The organism is Candidatus Palauibacter irciniicola, assembly GCF_965208695.1.
Classification (GTDB): domain Bacteria; phylum Gemmatimonadota; class Gemmatimonadetes; order Palauibacterales; family Palauibacteraceae; genus Palauibacter; species Palauibacter irciniicola.
On the sequence record NZ_OZ242352.1, the window covers coordinates 1,509,925 to 1,529,959 of the forward strand.

Below are 20,035 nucleotides of genomic sequence, written 5' to 3' on the forward strand. Positions count from 1 at the left end.
CGCGCGCCGAAGCTCGTGGATCGTTCCATCTTGGATGGACGACCGATAGGATGCCACGCATGACCCCTGGATCCGCTTTCGTCCTCCCCGGCCTGCGCAGCCCCTTCGCGAAGATCGACCGCGAACTCTCGCGCTGCGACGGTCTCGCGCTCTCCGCCCCGGTGATCCAGCAGACGGTGGCGGGAGACGGGGGCCCGGGCCGGGACGAGGCGGGCCGGATCGACCTCTTCCTGTGGGGCGCGGTCATCCCCTCGCTCACAGTGAGCAACTGGGGACGGGAAGTCTGGTTCGACGCGGGGCTCGATGCGGGCGTCCCGGCCCAGGGCGTCGTCCAGGCGTGTGCCACGTCGATCGCCGCCGCGACCCTCGGCGCGGGCCAGGTGGCCGCGGGGCGGGCGGACCTCGTGCTCTGCGGCGGCGTGGAGTCGATGAGCCACACGCAGATCGGACTGTCGCCGGGACTCAGCCGCACGATTCGGCGCGCAGGGAGCGCGGGCAGCCCGCCGCGCATGGTGCGGACGCTGGCGGGGATTCGCCCCCGTGACCTCCGGATCTCGGCCCCGGCGGTGAAGGAGCGCACGACGGGGAAGACGATGGGACGGCACGCCGAGGAGATGGCCCGTGAATGGGAGATCTCGCGCGAGGCTCAGGACCGCTTCGCGCTCGCGAGTCACGAGGGAGCCACCCGGGACGAGGGGGCGTTCTTCCGGCCGCTGCTCGTCACGCCCGGCACCTTCCCCGTCGACCGCGACACCCTTCCGCGCGCCGGCACGTCGCTGGAGAAGCTCGCCGGCCTCCGTACCGCCTTCTCCCGCTCCGACGGGACGCTCACGGCGGGCAACTCGACCCCGCTCACGGACGGGGCCGCCGCGTGCTGGGTCGCGTCCGAGGCCGGGCTCTCCCTGCTGCCCGACTCCCTCCCGCGCGCACGCCTCCTCGACTGGCGGCAGGCCGCGATCGATCCGGACCGGGAGGGGCTCCTCATCGCCCCGGCCCTCGCGATCGCCGAACTGCTCCACCGCCGCGGACTCACGCTGGAGGACATCGGGCTGTGGGAGTTCCACGAGGCGTTCGCGGCCCAGGTCCTGTGCACGATCGCGGCCCTCGAGGACCCGGAGTGGCTCGCGGCGCGCTCCTCCGTGAAGGAGGGTCTCGGCTCCTTCCCGCGCGACCGGATCAACCCCAACGGCGGCAGCGTCGCGCTCGGGCACCCCTTCGGCGCCACCGGAGCGCGCATCCTCTCCCAGACCGTGCTTGAACTCGCGGCACACCCCGCGGGCACGCGCGCGATCGTCAGCGTGTGCGCCGCGGGCGGCCTCGGCCACGTGGCGCTCCTCGAGGCCGTTTAGCCGCCCGAGGCCGTCGGGCCGACCTCCGTCCCGCCACCCGGCAACGTCCGCGCACCGGAGACCTCGGCGCGCCCCAGTTCGAAGGTCAGGCCCAGCAGCGCGGTGAAGAGGACGAGCGCGTTCGCCTGGTGGAGCGCGGCCAGGGAGATGGGGACGAAAAGCAGCAGGGTCGCGACCCCCAGCGCGGCCTGAACCCATGCCGCCGCGAAGCCCGCGTGCGCCCACGGCCTCGCCGCCCCCCGGGCGCGCCGCGCGCAGGCCCACCAGAGCGTCGTGACGCCCGCGAGCAGGAGCACGGCGAGGATGCGGTGGTTGAACTGCGCCGTCGTCCGGTCCTCGAAGGGGCTCAGCCACCAGGGGGTCGCCCCGAAGAGGTCCGGGGGGATCCAGCCGTCCCCCATCCTCGGGAACGTGTTGTAGATGAGCCCCGCGTCCAGGCCCGCCACGAAGCCGCCCGAGAGCAGGGTGAGCGCGGCGAGGCCGAGCACGATGGCGGACCCGCGTCGGAGGCCGGCGCCCCGCGCGGCCTCCGGGTCGCCTTTCCCCGCCCCGGGGCGCAGCAGCGAGAGCGCGGTCCAGAGCGTGAGGGCGTAGACGAGCACGGCGAGGGCGAGGTGCGCGGTCAGCCGGTAAGGGCTCACGCGGGGGATGTCGACGAGTCCGCTCCGCACCATCCACCAGCCGAGCAGCCCCTGTGCGCCGCCCAGCGCGAAGAGGAGCAGGAGGCGGGGGATGAGGGAACGGGGAATCATCCGCCGCACGAGGAAGACCGCGAAGGGGATGATGAAGACGAGGCCGATCACGCGCCCCAGGAGCCGGTGGGCGTACTCGAACCAGAAGATGCGCTTGAACTCGGCCAGCGACATCCCCCGATTCACGAGCCGGTACTCCGGCGAGTCGCGATAGGCGGCGAACTCGCGCTCCCAGCCCTCGGCGCTCATCGGAGGAACGACGCCACTCACCGGCTCCCAGTCGACCATCGAAAGGCCCGATCCCGTCAGGCGGGTCACGCCGCCGACGACGAGCGTCGCCGCGACGAGCGCGCAGCCGAGGAGGAGCCAGGCCGCGATGATCCGCGTGTGGCGCCGCGATCCGCTCTGGAGGGGAGGCGATGGCATGACGGGGTCCGGGGTGCGTTTGCGCCGGTTTCGTGACCCGTGCGAACTTCGGTCCCTCCCGGAGTCGCCGGGGCGCGGAAGATAGACGGGGACGGTGGAGAGGCCAAGCGCGATGTCGGACTCCGGAGCACGCATTTCGATGTTCGCCCTCCAGCGGCTCGCCCCGAGACTGCGGGCCCACCGCCCGGCGCTCGTCGGGGCCGGGATCTGCCTCCTCCTGAGCACCGCGATCGGGCTCGCCTTCCCCCTCATCGTCCGCTACCTGATGGACGCGGCCTTCGGAGAGGGGGACCCCGCCCTGCTGGGCGCGATCGCCCTCGGACTTCTGGGACTCTTCGTGCTCCAGGGCGTGTTCAACTTCGGGGAGACCTACTGGCTCGGGGCGACGGGCGAGCGGGTCGTGACGCAGCTGAGGGACGAACTCTTCTCCAGGCTGGTCGGGCTCTCCCCCGGCTTCCATGCGGGCCGAACCAGCGGCGAACTCACCTCGAGGCTGGCCTCCGACTGCTCGACGCTCCAGCAGATCATGGGGCACCAGATCGCCGAACTCGTGCGGCAGGTGCTCTTCCTCATCGGCGCCGTGATCCTGCTCACGCTGCTTCACTGGCAGCTGATGCTGACGACGCTGACCGTCGCCCCCGTAGTCGTCCTCGCGGGCTTCGCCCTCGGCCGGCTCCTGCGGCGGCGGAGCACCGAGGTGCAGGACCGCCTCGCGGCCGCGCACGCGGTTGCGGACGAGGCCTTCGGCCAGATCGAAGTCGTGCAGGGGTTCGTCCGGGAGGAGTGGGAGGCGGCCCGCTACCGCGCCGGCATCGCCGCGGCGCTCGAGGCGGCGCTGTCGCGGGCCGTGGTGCGGGCAGTCCTCTTCGGCGTGCTCACGGTGGTCGCCTTCGGCGGCATCGTGGCCGTCCTGTGGCAGGGCGGGCGACTCGTGCTCGCGGCCCAGATCACGGCCGGCCAACTGGTGTCGTTCCTCCTCTACGCCTTTTCCGTCGCGGCGGCGATCATGGCGCTCGCCTCCCTGTGGGGCAGCTACCAGGAGGCGCAGGGTGCCGCGCGCCGGGTCTTCGACCTCCTCGACCGCGACAGCGAGATCACGGATCCGGAAACCCCGGAATCGCTCGCGGGAGCGGGACCGCCGGAGATCGCCTTCACGGGCGTCTCGTTCCGCTACGGCGAGGACGAACCGTGGGCCCTGGAGGGGATCGAGGCGACGATCGCCCCGGGCGAAGTCGTCGCCCTCGTGGGGCCGAGCGGCGCCGGGAAGACGACCTTCGCGTCACTCATCCCGCGCTTCTGGGATCCGACCGAGGGGAGCGTGCGCGTGCGCGGGACCGACGTACGGGCCTGCGGCGTCGCGGACCTGAGATCGCGGATCGGCATCGTCCCGCAGGACCACCCGCTCTTCGCCGGCACGATCGGGGAGAACATCGTCTACGGGCGGCCGGACGCGGACCAATGGGCGATCGAGGCGGCGGCGGAGGCGGCGCACGCGCGCGAGTTCATCGAGCGGCTTCCGGACGGCTACGACACGCGGGTCGGCGAGCGCGGGGTCCGGCTCTCCGGCGGGCAGCGTCAGCGGATCGCGATCGCCCGCGTCCTCCTCAAGGAACCCGAGATCCTCATCCTGGACGAGGCGACGAGCGGACTGGACGCCGAGAGCGAGGCGCTGGTCGAGGAGGCGCTGCAGCTCGCCTCCGCCGGGCGGACGACCGTCATCATCGCCCACCGCCTGCGCACGGTACGGCGCGCCCACCGGCTCTTCGTCCTGGATCGGGGACGGCTCGTGGACAGCGGCCCGCACGACGCCCTCATCGACCGCTGCGAACTCTACGCCCGCCTCTACCAGGGCCAGCAACTGGGCTAGGGGAGAAGGGCCTCGATCTCCGCCGTCAGGGATGCGGCGGTCTGGGGACCGAGGAGTTCCTTTCGGATCCAGCCCTCCGGGTCCACCATCACGGTGGTCGGGAACCCTACGGCTCCGAAGGTGGCGACGGCGTCATCCATCCCGATCATCCAGTTGGGGTACTCGACGCCGAACTCCTCGAGGAAGTCGCGAATCTCATCGACATCGCCGGAATCGACGGCGAGTCCCAGGACGACGACGGGCCGGTCGGAGTAGATCCGCGCCAACTCCACGAGTTCCGGCAATTCGTCGCGGCACGGAAGGCACCAAGTGCCCCACAGGTTCGCGACGACGACGTTGCCGAGCAGGTCGTCGAAGCCCGCTTCTCCGCCGTCCAGGGCGCGAAACACGTCGTCGGGCGCGGCCTTCGCCCCCGAGGGCACCCCATCCGGGGCGCCGCTCGCGGCCAGATCGCGGACCGCCGCCTCCCCGCCCGCTTCGGACGCTCCGTCGCCCGGGGCGCACCCGAGCCCGATCAGCCCCACGAGGGCGGCGACACTCCACGCACCCGCCATCCGGTCAGCTCTCATCGTCCGCCTCCGGCGTGAGGACGGCGCCGGGCAGTGCCCAGGTCAGCTCGCCGTCGTCGACCACGAAGGTGCCGCCCACCAGCACGTAGTCCACACCCGATGGGTATTGGTGCGGTTCGAAGAAGGTCGCGTTGTCCTGAAGTTCGTCCATGTCCAGCACCGCGATGTCCGCCACCAGTCCCTCCCGGATGAGACCCCGGTCCCGGAGCCCCATGACCTGCGCCGGGAGACTCGTCATCGAGCGCACCGCGCTCTCCGCGGACAGGATGCCGAGATCCATCGCGTAGCGCCTGATCTTCCGGGGGAAGGTGCCGTAGAAGCGGGCGTGCACCGGGCCGTCGCCCGGGAGGGCGATGCCGGCGTCGGAGGCCGTCACAAGCCACGGATGGGCCGAGAACTCCTCGACATCGATCTCCGAGAGGGAGAACCCGCGCACGCGCGCGCCGCCGGGTCTCGCACGGTCGCCCTCCAGTTGCAGCCGGATCGCCACGTCGACGGGGAACGCGTCCCATTCGGCCGCCAGCTCCGCGACCGTCCTGCCCACCAGAGCCTCGTCGGGATGGTCCATGATGACGAGGTTCTCGGGCCCGCCGCGGCGGCTGATCTCGTGCGCGATATCGAGGCGCACCCGTTCACCGCGTTCGGGATCGGAGAGCGCATACCTCAGCACCGCGCCGTAGTCGACCGCCTCCTGGCCGCCCGGACGCCCGCCCGGTCCGCCGCCGGGGAAGATCCAGCGGGGGAGGAGCACGGTGTTTCCGTCGCTCCCCGTCGTGTTGTAGGGATACTGGTCGGCGAAGATCGGGACACCGCGCGCGCGGGCCCGTTCTATGAGGTCCACGAGAGCGCGCCCGGCGCCCCAGAAGTCCGCGCCCCGGGCCTTGATGTGGGTCGCGACGGTCGTCACCCCCGTGCGCTCCGCGACTTCGATGTCCTCGAGGATGGTCTGGATCATGGTTGGAGGACCGGGGTCGTCCTGGCTCGGCCAGAACCACATCGGCGTCATGCCGGAGCTGCGTTCGTGCACGATGTAGATGCCGCCGCTCCGTCCCGCGGCCTCGACGAGCGGGAAGAGTTCGGAGGTCTCGCTCCAGATCCCCGGCACATATTCGAGTCCGGCGCTGAGGCCGTAGGCGCCCTCCGCCATACCCTGCTCCACCATCTCCGTCATGCGCTGGACCTCGGCCGGGGTCGACGGGCGCATGAAGTCGTCGCCGAGGGCCATGCGCCGGATCGTGTTGTGCCCGACCATGAGCGCCGCGTTGGGCCCGTGCCCGCGGGACTCGAGGCGGCCGCGCTGGTCCGCGATCGGCCACGACCCGCCGCCGTCCTGGTTGATGACGACGGTGGTGATGCCCTGGCTCACGAGGTTGGGAGCGGCCCGGCGGCGCGCGCCCTCGCTCCCGGCATCTCCCTCCGCGTCGAGTCCCTGGTCCGCGTGCGAATGAATGTCGATGAATCCGGGGACGACGTACCGGCCATCGAGTTCGATCACGCGGTCGGCGGCGGCCTCGGACAGGTCCCCGACCCGGGCGATGCGACCGCCGCGGATTCCCACGTCGGCGCGGAACCATGGATTCCCCGTTCCGTCCAGGACGCGGCCGCCGCGCAGCAGGATGTCGAAGGCCGGTTCCTGAGCGGCCGCGGTCGCGACGTGCGGGAACCCGAGGATGGCGGCGAGAAGGAGCGCGCGAAGGATTCTGCGGTTCATGATCGCTTCCCCTGTGAGAGATCGAAGGTCGTGGCCGCACGTGGACTGCAAGCTACGCAAGGTCCCGCGCGGGTCCAACGGTGCGGTTTGGCGCCGCGCGGGCGACGGGGTAACATCGGCGGGCCATGAACGATCTCCTTCTGCGCGCGCTCGCGCGCCAACCCGTGGAGCGGACGCCGGTGTGGTTCATGCGGCAGGCGGGACGCTCCCTCCCCGCCTATCGCGAACTCCGCCGGGAGCGCGGGTTCCTCGAACTCGTGCGCGACCCGGAGGCGGCGGCCCGGGTCACGCGACTCCCGCTCGAGTACTTCGACGTGGACGCCCTCGTCCTCTTCATGGACCTGTCGACGCCGTTCGAGGCCGCCGGGATCGAGATCGAGCTGCGGGCCGGCGTGGGGCCCGTTCCCCTGCCCCCGTGGGCCGGCCTCGCCGACGTGGAACGCCTGCGCCCCTTCGAACCGCGCGAGCGACTCGCCTTCGTGCTCGAGGCGATCCGCCTTCTCGCGGCGGACGAGGCGCGTCCGATCATCGGCTTTGTGGGGGCCCCCTTCACCCTGTGCTCGTACCTGACTCGCGGCACGCGCGACAGCCGGCTCGCACAGCTGCGGGCTTTCATGCTCCGGTCCCCGGCGCTCTGGGACCGGCTCGCGGGGTTCTGGGCCGAGCACCTGGCGGAGTTCGCGATCGCCCAGCACGAGGCCGGCGCCGGCGCGATCCAGGTGTTCGACTCCTGGTGCGGCATCCTCGATCCCCACACCTACCGGGCGCATGTGCTTCCCTACTCGCGCCGCCTGCTGCAGCGGCTCCGCGAGAAGGCGATCCCCACCGTGCACTACGGCGCCACGCACGCCGCGGTGGCCGAGGCGGGAGGCGATGCCATCGGCGTCGACTGGCGCACGCCGCTCGACGAGGCATGGGACGTCATCGGCCCGGAACGCGCGATACAGGGAAATCTCGACCCGGCCTGCATCCTGGCGGGCGAGGAGGCGGCGCGCGCGGGGACGCGCGATGTGCTGAGGCGGGCGGGCGGGCGTCCCGGCCACATCTTCAACCTCGGACACGGTCTCCACCCGGATTCCGACCCGGAGGTCATCGCCGCCGTGGTCGACGAGGTCCGGCGCCGGAGCCCGCAGGATCAGACGCCCGCGGCGAGACGCTCCGCGACCGACTCGGCTTCGGCGATTCGGCTCGACAGGCCCAGCCGTCCCGTGTAGCCGGCGGCCAGCGTGATGCCGGGAGGAAGGTCGAGCCCGTCCAGCGCCGCCCACGAGCCGTCATACGCCGGGAGCCGCGGCCGGGCTGTGCAGATGGGGGTCGCCGCCGCCCCATGGATCGCCTGGTACTCGCCGGCCGCGGTCCGCTCGAGTCGGGCCGCGTTCCAGGCGGTAACATCGGGATCGAGACCGCCGCCCAGATAGGCCGTACAGAGGCCGTCGCGCCCGAACAGCGAGGCGTTCCACGTCACGCCGCGCGTACGCCACCGTTCGCCCAGTGCGACCTGGAATCCGAACCCTTCCGGCGTGCGCTCGACCTGCAGCGGCATGACGGCAACGCGGTGATACCGGAGTCCGGCGAGACGGTCCGCCGCGGCGGGCGCGACGGTCCTCAGGAGATCCGCCGCGGCGGGCGCCGGCGTCGCGATCGCCACATGGTCCACGGCCTCGGAGTCCGGCCGCGGGCCCCCGTGGGCGATCTCGAATCGCCGGCCCGAGCGCCGCAACTCGCGGACCGGCGCCGCGACCCGAACCCGATCCGCGTGTCGGCGCGCGATGGCGTGCGGCAGCGTCGCCATGCCCGCCCGAAAGGTGAATGCCGGGGGCGACGCGGCCGGCTGCCAGCGTCTCGCCGCCGCGAGGAGGCTGCGCTTCACGCCGAGCGGGCCGAGCAGCATGGGAAGAACGCGGGCCGCCGGCATCGTCTCCGGATCGGATCCGAAGGTCGCGGATATCAGCGGACCGAACAGCCGCGTGTACGCCTCGCGTCCGGCCTTGCGGCGAAAGTAGCGGGCCACGGACTCCCGCGGTCGAATCCCTCCGGTGAGAGGCTCGAGGGCGGCGCGGGCGCGCCCCACCGGCGAGAGCAGATCCCCCGTCAGGAGCCCGCGCGGCCGGTTCGGCACGACCCGCAGCCGGCCGCGGGCCCAGATGAACAGACGCGCGCCGGACCGCGCCTCCAGGACCTCCGCTCGAAGCTCCAGTTCATCGACAAGGCGCCGCACCGGAGGCGAGAGGCGCGTCCGCTGGGGGCCGAGTTCGACGACCCGGCCGTCGTGGCGGGAGGTACGGATCACCCCCCCGACGTCATCCGCTCCCTCGAGCAGGATCGAGTCGATGCCGCGCCGCGCCAGGGCGTGCGTGAGCGCCAGCCCCGTGATCCCTCCGCCGATGATTCCGACCCGCATGCCTCCCCCTTCCGGCTGCCTCGGCCCTCGAATGGCCTACCGCACCGGGCGGCGGCAACGTCCCGAACCTTTCGGGCACGGGCAAGCCGGGGACCGCGCCGATAGGTTCGGGCGATGGCGAACTCCGAACCCCGACCCGCCGTCCTCCTCCTGAACTTCGGTGAACCGACGGGAGCGGACCCGAGCGCCGTCGCCCGCTTTCTGGAGCGGATCTTCCTCGCCAACGCCCGGCTGGAGCCGCACATGGACGCGGCGGCGGCCCGCGCACGGAGCCGCGAACTCGCGCGGCGGCGGACGCCCGGCTTGCTCGAGGTCTACGACAGGATCGGCGGCTCTCCGCTCCACGCGCAGGCGGAGGCGCAGACGGAGGCGCTCCACCGGGCGCTGAGGGCCCGCGGGCATCCAATGCGCGTGACCATGGGGATGCAGTTCACCGAGCCGTCGATCGAGGAGGCGCTGCGCCGCCTGCGGGAGACAGGCGCCGAGGCACTCGTTCCCCTACCCGTGTACCCGCTCTGCGGCCCCTCGACCACCGTCGCGGCGCTGGACGAAGTCGAGGACGCGCTCGAGCGAATCGGATGGTGCCCGGAGGTGCGCGGGGTGACCGGGTGGCATCGCCATCCCCGCTACGCACGCCTTCGCGCCGACGCGATCCGCCGCGCGGCCGCGGAAGCCGGCTGGAGCCTGACCGACCGGGACGTCCACCTCGTGTTCAGCGCCCACGGCACCCCGCTGCGGTACGTCGAAGCGGGCAGCCGCTACGTGGACTACGTCGAGGAGTGGTGCGCGACGCAGGCCCGCGCGCTGGGCGTGGAGACGTGGACGCTCGGCTACCAGAACCACACGAACCGACGGATCGAATGGACCCCGCCGGACATCGAGACGGCGCTGGAGCGCCTCCGGGGCGTCGCGAAGATCCTCGTCGATCCCGTCAGCTTCATGCACGAGCAGTCCGAGACGTTGATGGAACTGGATGTGGATCTCGCCGGGCACGCCGCCGCACTCGGACTCGAGTTTCGCCGCGTCGGCATACCGCACGACGATGGCGCGTTCGCCGAGGTGCTGGCCGACCTCGCGCTGACGGCGCTGGGCGTCGAAGTTCCGGCCCTCCCTCCGGGGACGTCGTGCCGGTGTCGCCCGGGAACGGACGTCTGCTTCAACGGCGAGCCGTCCACCTGAAAGCCCCCCGGGGGCACGATGTCGCGCGTTCAGCCTTCCGGGCGTGCGGTCAGGTCTTCGAGCACCCGGCCGCCGACGCTGTCCACCTGCCCGCGGATCACGCACGCCAGCATGTCGGCGGCTTCGCGGAGCATCGACGCCGGTTCCCGCCGGTCGCCCTCGAAACGCACGACCTCGCCGAGGAAGATCCCGACGAGTTGGGTGGACCGGGAATCGTCGCCGCCCGACTTGATCGCGTCGTCGTACGCCGCCCCGGGGACGCTGGCCCTCCACGGCTCATCCCGCTCGGATCCGCCCCGCGACGCCCGGTCCATCGGCACGAGCGCGAGCAGGCTGCCCTCCATGCCGGGCCCGCCCTTGCGGACATTCAGCGCGAGCGCGACCGGCCTGTCGAAGAGGTCCATCTCGAGGAAGTCCTGCACGCTGTCGCGGGGGATGGCGCAGCGCCCGATCGGCCGATCTTCGTGAAAGGTCCCTATGCAGATACTGCCTCGGGGCGTCAGGTCATGCTCGATCGGCCGGACGTCGAGCTTGATGGGGGTGGCGGTGCCGACAAGGACGTGTTCGCGGCGCTTCTCGGCTTCGGGCGACGGGGGGAGCATGTCTCCGAAGAACAGTGTCGTCATCCCATCGCCTCCCGGTCGGTCGCCGCCGTTTCTGCCCCCTGGCACCGATACGCGATCGCGCCCCGCATGTTCCCAATGTCGCCCGGGCGGGCACGGCGCGATAGTCTCACGGCGCTCGCGCACGCGATTGCACCCGAGACGGATACGGAGAGGGTATGACCCGCGGCTTTCTCGATGTCACGGAGGCGTGGAACGGCGAGTCCGTCGTCACCGCGTTCGACTCCGCCACCGGGGCCTGGATATTCGTGGCCCTGCACGATACGCGACTGGGTCCGGCCGCCGGAGGCACCCGGATGGCCTCCTATCCCGCGCCCGTGGACGGCCTGATCGATGCCATGCGCCTCGCCGAAGGCATGACCTGGAAGTGGGCGGGCGTGGGCGTTCGATTCGGCGGCGGCAAGGCGGTCATCGCCATCCCGGACGACCTGGGCGACGAAGCCCGCGCGGGCCTGGTCGATCGATATGCGGCACATCTCGTCTCGCTCCGCGGCGCCTTCCAGACCGGCGTCGACATGGGCACGACCCCGGAGGACATGGCCCGCATCGGCGCCATCTCCGGGTACGCCGTCGGTCTCGTGGATGGGAAGCCGGGCGACCCGGGGCCGTACACGGCGCGCGGCGTCCTGGCCGGGATCCGGGCCGCGCTCGAGCACCGGTTCGGCGAGGCGGACTTCGGCGGCCGCGCGGTGCTCGTACAGGGACTCGGCGACGTCGGCTTCCCGCTGGCCGGGCTTCTGGCGGAGGCCGGGGCGACCCTCCACCTGACGGACCTGCGCGAGGAGGCCGCCAGACGGGCGCAGACACGCTTCGGGGGGACGGTGATCCCCGCCGACGGCATGTGGGAGGTCGACGCGGACGTGTACGCGCCCTGCGCCGTCGGGGCGACCCTGAATCCGGACACGATCCCCCGCCTGCGCTGCGGGATCGTCGCCGGTTCGGCGAACAACCAGCTTCTCTCGGACGCCGACGCCGAAAGGCTGCGCGCGCGCGGGATCCTCTACGCCCCCGACTACGTGATCAACGCCGGCGGGGCGGTCGCCTTCTCCGCCATCCACCGGGGCGAGCGGGACGAGACCCGGCTCCGGGCCCGCGTCGACGAGATCGGGTCGTCGCTGCGAGAGATGTTCGAGGAGGCCGCGGGCGCCGGAGAATCGCCGCTTCACGCGGCCCGGCGGCGAGCCCGGCGGTTCCTCGACGCACACGGCGGACCGCCTCCCGGCGCGGGTTAGCCCCCCACCTCCTGCTAGCGGCGGGAGGCGATGCGGTCCAGCGGCTTCTTCGTGATGTCCGGAACGAGCGCGTCGTCCGCGGGATAGCCCACGACGAGCAGCAGGAAGGGCCGCTCGTTGGAGGGGCGGTCGAGGATCTTGTTCAGGAAGCCCATGGGGCTCGGCGTGTGGGTGAGGGTGGCGAGCCCCGCCTGATGCAGCGCCGTGATGAGGATCCCGGTGGCGATGCCGACGGACTCCGTCACGTAGTAGTTCTTGAGCTTCTCCCCGCCGCGCACTTCGTAACTCTCCGCGAAGATCGCGATGAGGACGGGCGCCGTCTCCAGGAACGGCTTGTGCTCGTCCGTTCCGAGGTGGGCGAGCGCTTCGAGCCATGCGGCCGGCGCGCGGTGCTCGTAGAAGTCCCGCTCCTCTTTCTCCGCTTCCACCCGGATCCGGTGCTTCACCCCGCGATCGCGCACGACGACGAAGTGCCACGGTTGCCGGTTCGCGCCGTTGGGGGCCGTTCCCGCCGCCTCGATGCAGGCGTCGATGACCTCCGCGGGGACGGGCTCGTCGGAGTACTCGCGGACCGTCCGGCGCCGCCGCATCTCGTCGCGGAAGGCCCGCGCGCGACGCACCATCTCCTCCTCCCCGCGGCGCGTGAACGTCGCCAGCGGGACCGGACGGTACGCGCCCCCGTGCGTCATCGGACCGACCTGCGAGTCACGCGATCGAAGCCGGAATCAGCGGACTCCGACGAGGCCCCGCGTCGCCTGAATCAGGTCGCCGGAATCGTAGCCGACGCCGTCCTTGAACACCCAGCGGACCGCGCGAATCGCGCGCGGATCGCTTCCGGGATCGCCGTTCAGGACGATGAGGTCGGCCAGCTTCCCGGCCTCCACGGTGCCGAGCTCGTCATCCACGCCGAGGATCTTCGCCCCGTTGGCGCTCACCACCTGCACGGCCTGCACCGGCGTGAGCCCGGCCTCGAGCAGCAGCTCGAAGTTCCGCTGATTCCCGAAGCCGGGGAGCGCGCCGCCGTTGCCCGTGGGATCGACACCCGAGGCGAGCAACCCGCCGGCGTCGACGAACGCCTTCTCGAAGCGCATTTCGTTCCGGAAGTTCTCGGGATCGGGTCCCATCTCCTGGATGCGCCCGCGCTCATCGAGGTAGGCCTCCCTGAGGTCCGGAGCCATCAGCTCGAGCGTGCGCTCGTCCACGACGTCGCGGTCGGGAAAGAACGCCTCGTAGACCGAGAGCGTGGCGGTGAGTCCCACGCCGGCCTCCACCATCGCCTCGATCGTCTCCCGCGCGATGGGTCCCGTGGGGTCCGAGCTTCCGGCCCGCTGCATGATGTTGCCGGGACAGCGGTCCGGCTCCTTCTCCGGCACGAAATCGGACGCCGTGAGCATCCCGTGCTCGAGGTTGTCGATCCCGAGCGCGACGGCCTCCTGGAAGCTCACCGAGCACAGGTGTCCGGTGACGCGGAGGCCCAGGCGATGCGCCTCCTCGATCGCCGCCGCCAGTTCGGCGCTCCCGATCGACGTGTACGCCTTCACCCACGTGGCCCCCTCCCCCGCCCAGTACTCGACGAAGCGCCGGGCCTGTTCGGGAGAGGTCACGCGGGCCTGGTGGGGCGCGCCCGTCGAGCCGGTGATGTACGGCGCGGTGAGGTGGATGCGGGGGCCCGGAGAATCGCCGCGGTCGATCGCGTCCTTCAGGTGGACGTCCGCGTAGGGAGTGACGCTCCCGGTCGTGCGGATCGTCGTGACGCCGGAACCGAGATAGAGCCGCGGCGCGCTGTAGCCGAGCTGCACGCGCCGTCCCCCCACGGCGGTATAGAACAGATGGTCGTGCATGCCGACCATCCCCGGGATCACGGTGTGGCCGCGCAGGTCATGACGATCCGCACCCTCCGGAACGTCGATGGACGCGGCGGGGCCCACGGCGGCGATCCGGCCGTCGCGCAGCAGCACGGTCTGGTCCTCGAGGACCGGGCCGCCGGTGCCGTCGATCACGCGAACGTGTTCGAGCGCCACGGTCGGCGCCCGCACGGCCACATAGGCGCGGGCTTCCTCGGACAACCGGTCGTAGGTCTGCGCGGCCACGGGGTCGGCAAGCACAGTCGCGATGGCCGCGAAGGCGGCGAGAACTCTGGACATCTTCCTTCCTCTCTCGACGGGTCCCTTTTCGTCGGGTCCCCCGGTCACCGAATCCCCACCATCCCCTTCACGGAGTCGATGAGCTTCTCCGAGTCGTAACCCACGCCGTCCTTGAACACGACGGTTACGTTCCTGATGATCGCGGAGTCCGACTCGAGATCGCCCTCGAGCACGACGAGATCCGCGAGCTTTCCGGCCTCGATCGTCCCAAGCTCGTCGTCCACGCCCATGATGCGGGCGCCGTTCGCGCTCACGACCCGGACCACGGTGGAAGCGTCGAAACCCGCTTCAATGAGAAGCTCGTAGTTTCGCTGGTCTCCGAAGCCCGCGATGGCACCCCCGATCCCCGTCGGATCCACGCCCGCGGCGAGCACGCCCCCGGCCTCGACGAAACCGCGCTCGAACGCCATGTGCTTCTGGAGATGCGCCTCGGTCATCGGCCAATCCGGGTTCGCCTCGATCGCGTCGACGGTCTCCAGGTAGTCCTCGCGCACCTCGGGCGCCATCGCCTCGAGCGTCCGCTCGTCGAGGACGGCGCGCCCCTTCGTCATGGGCTCGATCACGGCCATCGTCGAGGTCATCCCGACGTCGTTCTCGACCATCGACAGGATCAGCGCCCGAGCCGTCTCCCCCGTCGGGTCCCCCTCCTCTCCCACGGTGACCATCGAGTTCGGCGGACACTCGTCCGGCCGCTTGCGGGGATCGAAGTCCGTCGCCGTCCCGAAGCCGTGCTCGATGTTGTCCATCCCCAGGTCGACGGCCTCCTGGAAGGTGATCGAACAGATGTGCCCCGTGACCCGAAGGCCCTGCGCGTGCGCCTCCTCGATGACGGCGGCGAGTTCGGCGCGCCGGATCGTCGTGTACGCCTTGATCCAGGAGGCGCCCTCCCCGGCCCAGTAGCGGACGAAGCGGCGCGCTTCCTCGGGCGAGTTCACCTGCGCCATGTCGCCGAGGGCCGGGTTGGGCCCCGTAACGTACGGCGCGGTGACGTGCATGCGGGGTCCCGGCGCCACCCCGCGCTCGATGTTCGACTTGACGTTGAGGTCCGCGTAGGGCGAGACGCTGCCCGTCGTGCGGATCGTCGTGACGCCCGCCGCCAGGTAGAGGCGCGGGGAGGAGATGGTGCCCTGTGACATCCGGCCACCGGCCCCCATGAAGAACATGTGGTTGTGGAGCCCGATCATCCCCGGAATCACGGTGTGTCCGGGCAGTTCGAGGACCTCGGCGCCCGGCGGGATCTCCACCGCGCCCGCCGGGCCCACCGCGGCGATCCGGTTTCCCTCGATCACGACGGTCTGGTTCGTTCGCGCGCCGGCCCCGGTCCCGTCGATCACCTTCACGCCGGTGAGGGCGACCGTCGGGCCGGCGACGGAGACGAACTCGGAGGTCGCGTCGCTGAGTTCGGCCGCGGACTGCGCGGGCAGGTGAGCCGGAGCGAGAAGGGCCGCGAGCGCGACGGGGGCCGCGATGAACTTTCTCATGGGAGACTCCTGTGAGTTGGGCCGTTCAGGACCCGAAAAACCTACCGCGTCACGGCTCCACCGTGAACACCATCTGCATGCCCGCCTCCAGGTGCTCGGCGATGTGGCAGTGCAGCATCCAGCGGCCGGGGTTCGAGAGTTCGAGCAGGAGATCGACCGAACCGCCCACGGGGACCACCACCATGTCCTTCCAGGCGAGGTTGTCGTGCGCCACGCCGTTCGTGGCGAGGACGAGGAAGCGCTGGCCGTGGATGTGGATCGGATGCTGCATCTGGTGCAGCGTCTCGCGCCGGCTCCGGAGCCTCAGCTTGACCACGTCGCCCACGCGGAAGGTCCACCGGATCGCCTCGTTCTCGAGGCCGGTGGAGGGCTCGCGCAGCGTCCACGACACGTTTTCCGGCGTCGAGATCAGGTTCATCATCGGCATCGTTCCCGACCATTCGACCGGGTGGAAGTACGCCGAGTCCACCTGCATGAGACGCTCGACGACGAGCGGGAGGCCGCGCGTCGACATGTCGAGTTCCAGGGTGAGGTCCACCGGCCGGTCGAAGAGGGGGCGGTACGGTGCGATCTCGTCGCGCGCGCGCTCGTTCTCCCGCAGCACCTCGAAGGTCGCGCTCAGATCCGGCGTCGCGTCCGCCGCTCCGACGCGGACGACGCCCAGCGTGTCCTCCTCCGGGAAGAAGCTGCCGCCGATGTGGTCGATCCCCTGCACCCGGTTCAGAAGGGCGTAGCTCCCGCTCTCGGGGAAGGCGACGTGCACGATGTAACGCTCCGCCGGCGCAATGATCACGCTCTCGACCCATTCCTCCCGCTCGAAGTTGCCCACGTCGGCGCCCACGAGCTTCATGGGCGCTCCGCCGAAGGAGAGGTTGAACGTCCGCGTGTTCGACGCGTTCGTGAAGTAGAAACGGACGACCGAGCCGCGCTCCACGTCCAGCGCGTAGTCGGGCCTCCCGTTCACGAGCATGGTGTTGCCGAAGCGGCCCATGAGAGCGTGGGTGGCGCGCTCGAGACCGAAGGGGACGATCCCGTGCTCGCCCAGGAGCAGGTCGTCGAGCATCACGACCTCCTCCCGGTGGACGGGGCTGAAATAGTCCGGATCTTCCGACCGGACCATGAGGTTGCCGGCCAATCCAAGGTCCTGCTGGACATCCTCGCGGTGGTGCGGGTGATACCAGTAGAGGCCGGGGTCGGGGAAATGCACCGTGTAGCGGAAGCTCTCGCCGGGGGCGACGACATCCTGCGTCAGGCCCGGGACGCCATCGAACCGGTTGTCGAGCCGCAGTCCGTGCCAGTGGATCGCGGTCGGCCAGTCGATGCGGTTCGTGAAGTCGATCGTGACCGTGGCGTCCTCGGGGACCCAGAGGAGGGGCCCGGGGATCTGTCCGTTGAAGCCGTAACCCAGGAGTTCGCGGCTCCCGATGCGGCGGCGCACGTAGACGGCGTCGAGGGAGAGCGAGTCGCCGTCGGCGAGTTCGATCAATTCGCGGGGGCGGGCGTCGACGATCTCGCCTTCCCAGCCGTCTCCCGGCAACCAGGGCTGCACGTCCGGCCGAAGCTCCATGAGCGACGGGAGCATCATGACCCCTTCGGGCATCGGTACGCCGCCCCACGCGTCGTCCATCACCATCTCGCCCGGAGGGGTCCGCGTGGCGCCGAGCGCAAACTCGAGGAAGTCGGCGGGCTGCATGCGGCTGGAAGGCGATTGGGCTCGCAGCACGTAGGGACCCGCCGGTTCCGCACCCGCCCCCTCCGCCGCCGCGGGGTCCGCTCCGGATTCCGCCGTGACCAGGATGAGGAACTTGTTGAACCCGACCTGCCCCACCTCGGCCCGGCCGCGCGCCGGCACCTCCCCGAGCCGCTCGATGGGCCAAAGCACCTGGGTCGACGCCCAGGCGACGTAGCGGTCATACGGACCGAGCGTGGAGGGGGGTGGAAGGTCCGTCGAGATCACGGCGTCGTACGCGAGCCGCCCATCCGGCGTCACCCCCACCGAGAACGGCCCCGGGGGGCGGCGCAACTCGACCGTGCCGGTCGCGTCCGGGACCCGGGGCGTCGGGAACAGCGACATGCAGTACAGGTCGGGGCTCGCCGCGCCTCCCGGCGCCGCTCCGGGCGCGCAGGGAGAGGCCTCCTGCCGCGGCGGCATTCCCGGGGGCGCCGCGCCCACCGACAGCCAGAGCGCTCCACCCAGTGCCCCGGCGGCGCCGAGCGCCGCGGCGGCCGCCGCGATGGCGCCGCGTTCCGATGACCGCCGGGCCCCGGGGGTCAATGGAGGGCCCGCGTGCGGCCCCCGTCGACAGCGATGGAAACGCCCGTCACGTAGCTGGCGCGCTCGGAGGCGAGGAACGCCACAACCGCGGCGAACTCGCGCGGGTCGCCGAGACGTCTCGCCGGGATCGCGGCGTTCCACCCCGCTTCCACTTCCTCCGTCGAGATCCCTCCGGCTTCGGCGCGCACGGCGGCCAGTTCCTCCAGCCTCGCGGTGCGCGTGAAGCCCGGGAGCACATTGTTCACCGTCACGCCGTACGCGGCGACCTCGTTCGAAAGAGACTTCGCGAAGCCCGTCACGGCGGCCCGCACGCTGTTGGAGAGGATCAGGTCAGCCTCCGGTTCCTTCGCGGCAACGGACGTGATGTTCAGGATCCGCCCCCAACCGCGCTCCTTCATGCCGGGCAGGACGGCGCGGGTGAGATCCAGGGCGCTCTCCAGGTTGAGGCGCACGGCCGCTTTCCACGCCGCCCGGTCGTGGTCCTCGAACTTCCCCGCGGGTGGCCCTCCCGCGTTGTTCACGAGGATATCGACGCGCCCGAAGCGGGACACCGCCGCTTCCACGAGGCCGGCCACCGCCGCGGGATCCGACAGATCGGCCGGGATCCCGACGACGTCGCCGGGGCCGAGCGCGTCGGCGGAGGCCGCGGCTTCCGCGAGCGCCGCCTCCCCGCGCGCGCACATGAACAGGTGCGCCCCTTCCGCCGCCAGTTCTTCCGCCACGGCCCGGCCGAGACCCCTGGAGGAGGCGGCGACCAGGGCGACGCGGCCCGCGATCCCGAGGTCCATCAGTCGTCCGTGTCGTGAAAGTAGGAGTCCGTCCCGTCGAGCCAGTCGGTACGGGGAGGACAGAAAATGTCCAGGTCCAGCGTCTTTTCGAGCGCAATGGCCTTGTGTGGGACATGCGAGGGGATATGGAGGATCTCGCCCGCCCGTACGACGACCTCGTCGCGCCCGTCTTCGCCCAGCCAGAAGTGCAGCGCGCCCTCGAGGATGTAGGTGAACTGCTCATTCTCGTGCGAGTGCGTGGGAACGACCGCGCCCTTCTCGAGCAGGACCTGCGCGATCATGGCCCGGTCTCCCGTCACCATGCGCCGGCCCAACTCCCCGGTCACGCGCTCCCACGGCAACTCCTCCCAGCGGAAGTGCCGGGGCTTCGCTTCGCTCATGACGTTTCCTCCCTCGCGTGATGTCGTGTGGTTCCGGTCGGCGGAGGATGAGTCGCCTGCCGGTTCCCGGCAAGCGTCCAGGCGACGCCCGCCCGGAGGTTCCAGTCGCCGCTCAGCGCCGTGGTTCCGTGCCCGAACCCGGCGTCGATGGCGAAGGGCCCGCGCCGCCATTCCACCGTCGCACGGAATTCTCCGAGGTCGCCGGTGCCAAGCGGGGACACCCGCCTCGTGCTGGTCCGTCCGCGCGTGCCGATCGACAGTCGCCAGTCCGGGGCCGCGTTCCACAGCGCTTCGAATGCGTAGGCGAACGCGTCGTTCTGCTCGAAGGGCTCGATCGGTACTTCCAGGATGCCGACGCCGAACCAGCCCGTGGCACGCCAGCGAGCCGAACCCCACGAAAAGAGGGCCGCGATCGTGATGTCCGTCGTGTTGAGCCCGATCCCCCGGGTCTCGTCGGAGTTCGGGAGCCTCACGGCCAGATGTCCCCCCGCCGAGAAGCCCGTGGTTCCGCCGATGGGCGCGAACGACACGGCGAGTTCGAAGTCGCCCACGTCACGGGAGGTACCGTCGGCGAGAGAAGGATCGAGATCGACGGAGGAGACGGCATCGCGCCTCTCGATGGAGAGCATCTTCCGGGCCGCGCCCTTCAGTTCGAACACGACGCGCGGTCCGATCGCCCAGGCGGCGTGGAATTCGGGAAACGCCGTCACGTCGCCCCCGAGCCCGGCCAGCGGGAAGTCGGCGTTCGCGGTACGCGAGGCGCCGACGCCGAGCAGGGCCTCGCCGGACCGCGCGCCTCCCACGGGCTGCACGAGCGCCTCGCGCCTGAGCTGCCCCTCCGCCGGCATCGCCACCGCCACGGCGACGGCCGCGGGGAGAACGCACGAGAGCCCGACGCGCGAACGCCGGGCTCCCGGG

The 20,035-nt window shown here is 71.3% G+C and carries 17 protein-coding genes; 5 read left to right on the forward strand and 12 right to left on the reverse strand.

All coding sequences use genetic code 11. The features are described from left to right. Nucleotides 1-59 precede the first annotated feature (59 nt). On the forward strand, nt 60-1,349 hold the full coding sequence (locus tag ACOGI9_RS06515; RefSeq protein WP_419859052.1) for a thiolase family protein: 1,290 nt from the start codon (nt 60-62) through the stop codon (nt 1,347-1,349). Here ACOGI9_RS06515 and ACOGI9_RS06520 read toward each other — a convergent pair. Continuing rightward, nucleotides 1,346-2,467 (reverse strand): COX15/CtaA family protein, encoded by a 1,122-nt coding sequence (locus ACOGI9_RS06520; protein WP_419859053.1) that lies wholly within the window; start codon nt 2,465-2,467, stop codon nt 1,346-1,348. The two genes, ACOGI9_RS06515 and ACOGI9_RS06520, sit on opposite strands and share 4 nt — an antisense overlap. A gap of 112 nt (nt 2,468-2,579) precedes the next feature. On the opposite strand from ACOGI9_RS06520, the gene ACOGI9_RS06525 reads away from it, so the two are divergent. Beyond that, nucleotides 2,580-4,334 (forward strand): ABC transporter ATP-binding protein, encoded by a 1,755-nt coding sequence (locus ACOGI9_RS06525; RefSeq protein ID WP_419859054.1) that lies wholly within the window; start codon nt 2,580-2,582, stop codon nt 4,332-4,334. Here the strand turns inward: ACOGI9_RS06525 and ACOGI9_RS06530 are convergent. Continuing rightward, on the reverse strand, nt 4,331-4,903 hold the full coding sequence (locus ACOGI9_RS06530) for a TlpA family protein disulfide reductase (protein ID WP_419859055.1): 573 nt from the start codon (nt 4,901-4,903) through the stop codon (nt 4,331-4,333). The two genes, ACOGI9_RS06525 and ACOGI9_RS06530, sit on opposite strands and share 4 nt — an antisense overlap. After that, complete coding sequence (locus ACOGI9_RS06535; protein ID WP_419859056.1) at nt 4,893-6,614, reverse strand: N-acyl-D-amino-acid deacylase family protein; 1,722 nt, start codon at nt 6,612-6,614, stop codon at nt 4,893-4,895. The genes ACOGI9_RS06530 and ACOGI9_RS06535 overlap by 11 nt, the downstream gene beginning before the upstream one ends. A gap of 125 nt (nt 6,615-6,739) precedes the next feature. Between ACOGI9_RS06535 and hemE the strand changes: the two genes are divergently transcribed. Further along, a complete protein-coding gene (gene hemE, locus ACOGI9_RS06540; protein WP_419859057.1) occupies nt 6,740-7,828 on the forward strand; it encodes a uroporphyrinogen decarboxylase in 1,089 nt (362 codons plus the stop codon). On the opposite strand, the gene hemG is transcribed toward hemE, so the two are convergent. Further along, nucleotides 7,750-9,015 carry a protoporphyrinogen oxidase gene (gene hemG / locus ACOGI9_RS06545; RefSeq protein ID WP_419859058.1) on the reverse strand — a complete coding sequence of 422 codons (1,266 nt, stop codon included), beginning with the start codon at nt 9,013-9,015 and terminating at the stop codon, nt 7,750-7,752. The genes hemE and hemG overlap by 79 nt on opposite strands. A 114-nt stretch (nt 9,016-9,129) precedes the next feature. Between hemG and hemH the strand changes: the two genes are divergently transcribed. After that, nucleotides 9,130-10,194: a ferrochelatase gene (hemH, locus tag ACOGI9_RS06550; RefSeq protein WP_419859059.1), complete on the forward strand. Its 1,065-nt coding sequence runs from the start codon at nt 9,130-9,132 to the stop codon at nt 10,192-10,194. A 29-nt stretch (nt 10,195-10,223) separates the two neighbouring features. Here the strand turns inward: hemH and ACOGI9_RS06555 are convergent, their stop codons facing one another. Next, a complete protein-coding gene (locus ACOGI9_RS06555; protein WP_419859060.1) occupies nt 10,224-10,820 on the reverse strand; it encodes a hypothetical protein in 597 nt (198 codons plus the stop codon). A gap of 155 nt (nt 10,821-10,975) precedes the next feature. Between ACOGI9_RS06555 and ACOGI9_RS06560 the strand changes: the two genes are divergently transcribed. Next, nucleotides 10,976-12,049, forward strand: coding sequence for a Glu/Leu/Phe/Val dehydrogenase dimerization domain-containing protein (locus ACOGI9_RS06560; protein ID WP_419859061.1), 1,074 nt, complete (start codon nt 10,976-10,978; stop codon nt 12,047-12,049). Between the two features lie 14 nt (nt 12,050-12,063). Here ACOGI9_RS06560 and ACOGI9_RS06565 read toward each other — a convergent pair whose 3' ends face one another. The 7 genes from ACOGI9_RS06565 to ACOGI9_RS06595 are packed head-to-tail and all read right to left on the reverse strand — an operon-like array spanning nt 12,064 to nt 19,977. Continuing rightward, complete coding sequence (locus ACOGI9_RS06565) at nt 12,064-12,738, reverse strand: nitroreductase family protein (RefSeq protein WP_419859062.1); 675 nt, start codon at nt 12,736-12,738, stop codon at nt 12,064-12,066. Nucleotides 12,739-12,774: 36 nt separating this feature from the next. Further along, nucleotides 12,775-14,193, reverse strand: a complete 1,419-nt coding sequence (locus ACOGI9_RS06570; RefSeq protein WP_419859063.1) for an amidohydrolase family protein — start codon at nt 14,191-14,193, stop codon at nt 12,775-12,777. A 44-nt stretch (nt 14,194-14,237) separates the two neighbouring features. After that, entirely contained in the window at nt 14,238-15,674 is a 1,437-nt protein-coding gene (locus ACOGI9_RS06575; RefSeq protein WP_419859064.1) for an amidohydrolase family protein, read from the reverse strand. A gap of 49 nt (nt 15,675-15,723) precedes the next feature. Continuing rightward, the gene (locus tag ACOGI9_RS06580) at nt 15,724-17,949 is read right to left on the reverse strand and encodes a multicopper oxidase family protein (protein WP_419859065.1); all 2,226 of its coding nucleotides are present in this window, start codon (nt 17,947-17,949) and stop codon (nt 15,724-15,726) included. Further along, nucleotides 17,946-18,737: an SDR family oxidoreductase gene (locus ACOGI9_RS06585; protein WP_419859066.1), complete on the reverse strand. Its 792-nt coding sequence runs from the start codon at nt 18,735-18,737 to the stop codon at nt 17,946-17,948. Before ACOGI9_RS06585 ends, ACOGI9_RS06580 begins: the two co-directional genes overlap by 4 nt. Beyond that, nucleotides 18,737-19,117 (reverse strand): cupin domain-containing protein, encoded by a 381-nt coding sequence (locus ACOGI9_RS06590; protein ID WP_419859067.1) that lies wholly within the window; start codon nt 19,115-19,117, stop codon nt 18,737-18,739. Before ACOGI9_RS06590 ends, ACOGI9_RS06585 begins: the two co-directional genes overlap by 1 nt. Beyond that, nucleotides 19,114-19,977, reverse strand: a complete 864-nt coding sequence (locus tag ACOGI9_RS06595; RefSeq protein WP_419859068.1) for a hypothetical protein — start codon at nt 19,975-19,977, stop codon at nt 19,114-19,116. The genes ACOGI9_RS06590 and ACOGI9_RS06595 overlap by 4 nt, the downstream gene beginning before the upstream one ends. Nucleotides 19,978-20,035: the final 58 nt, after the last annotated feature.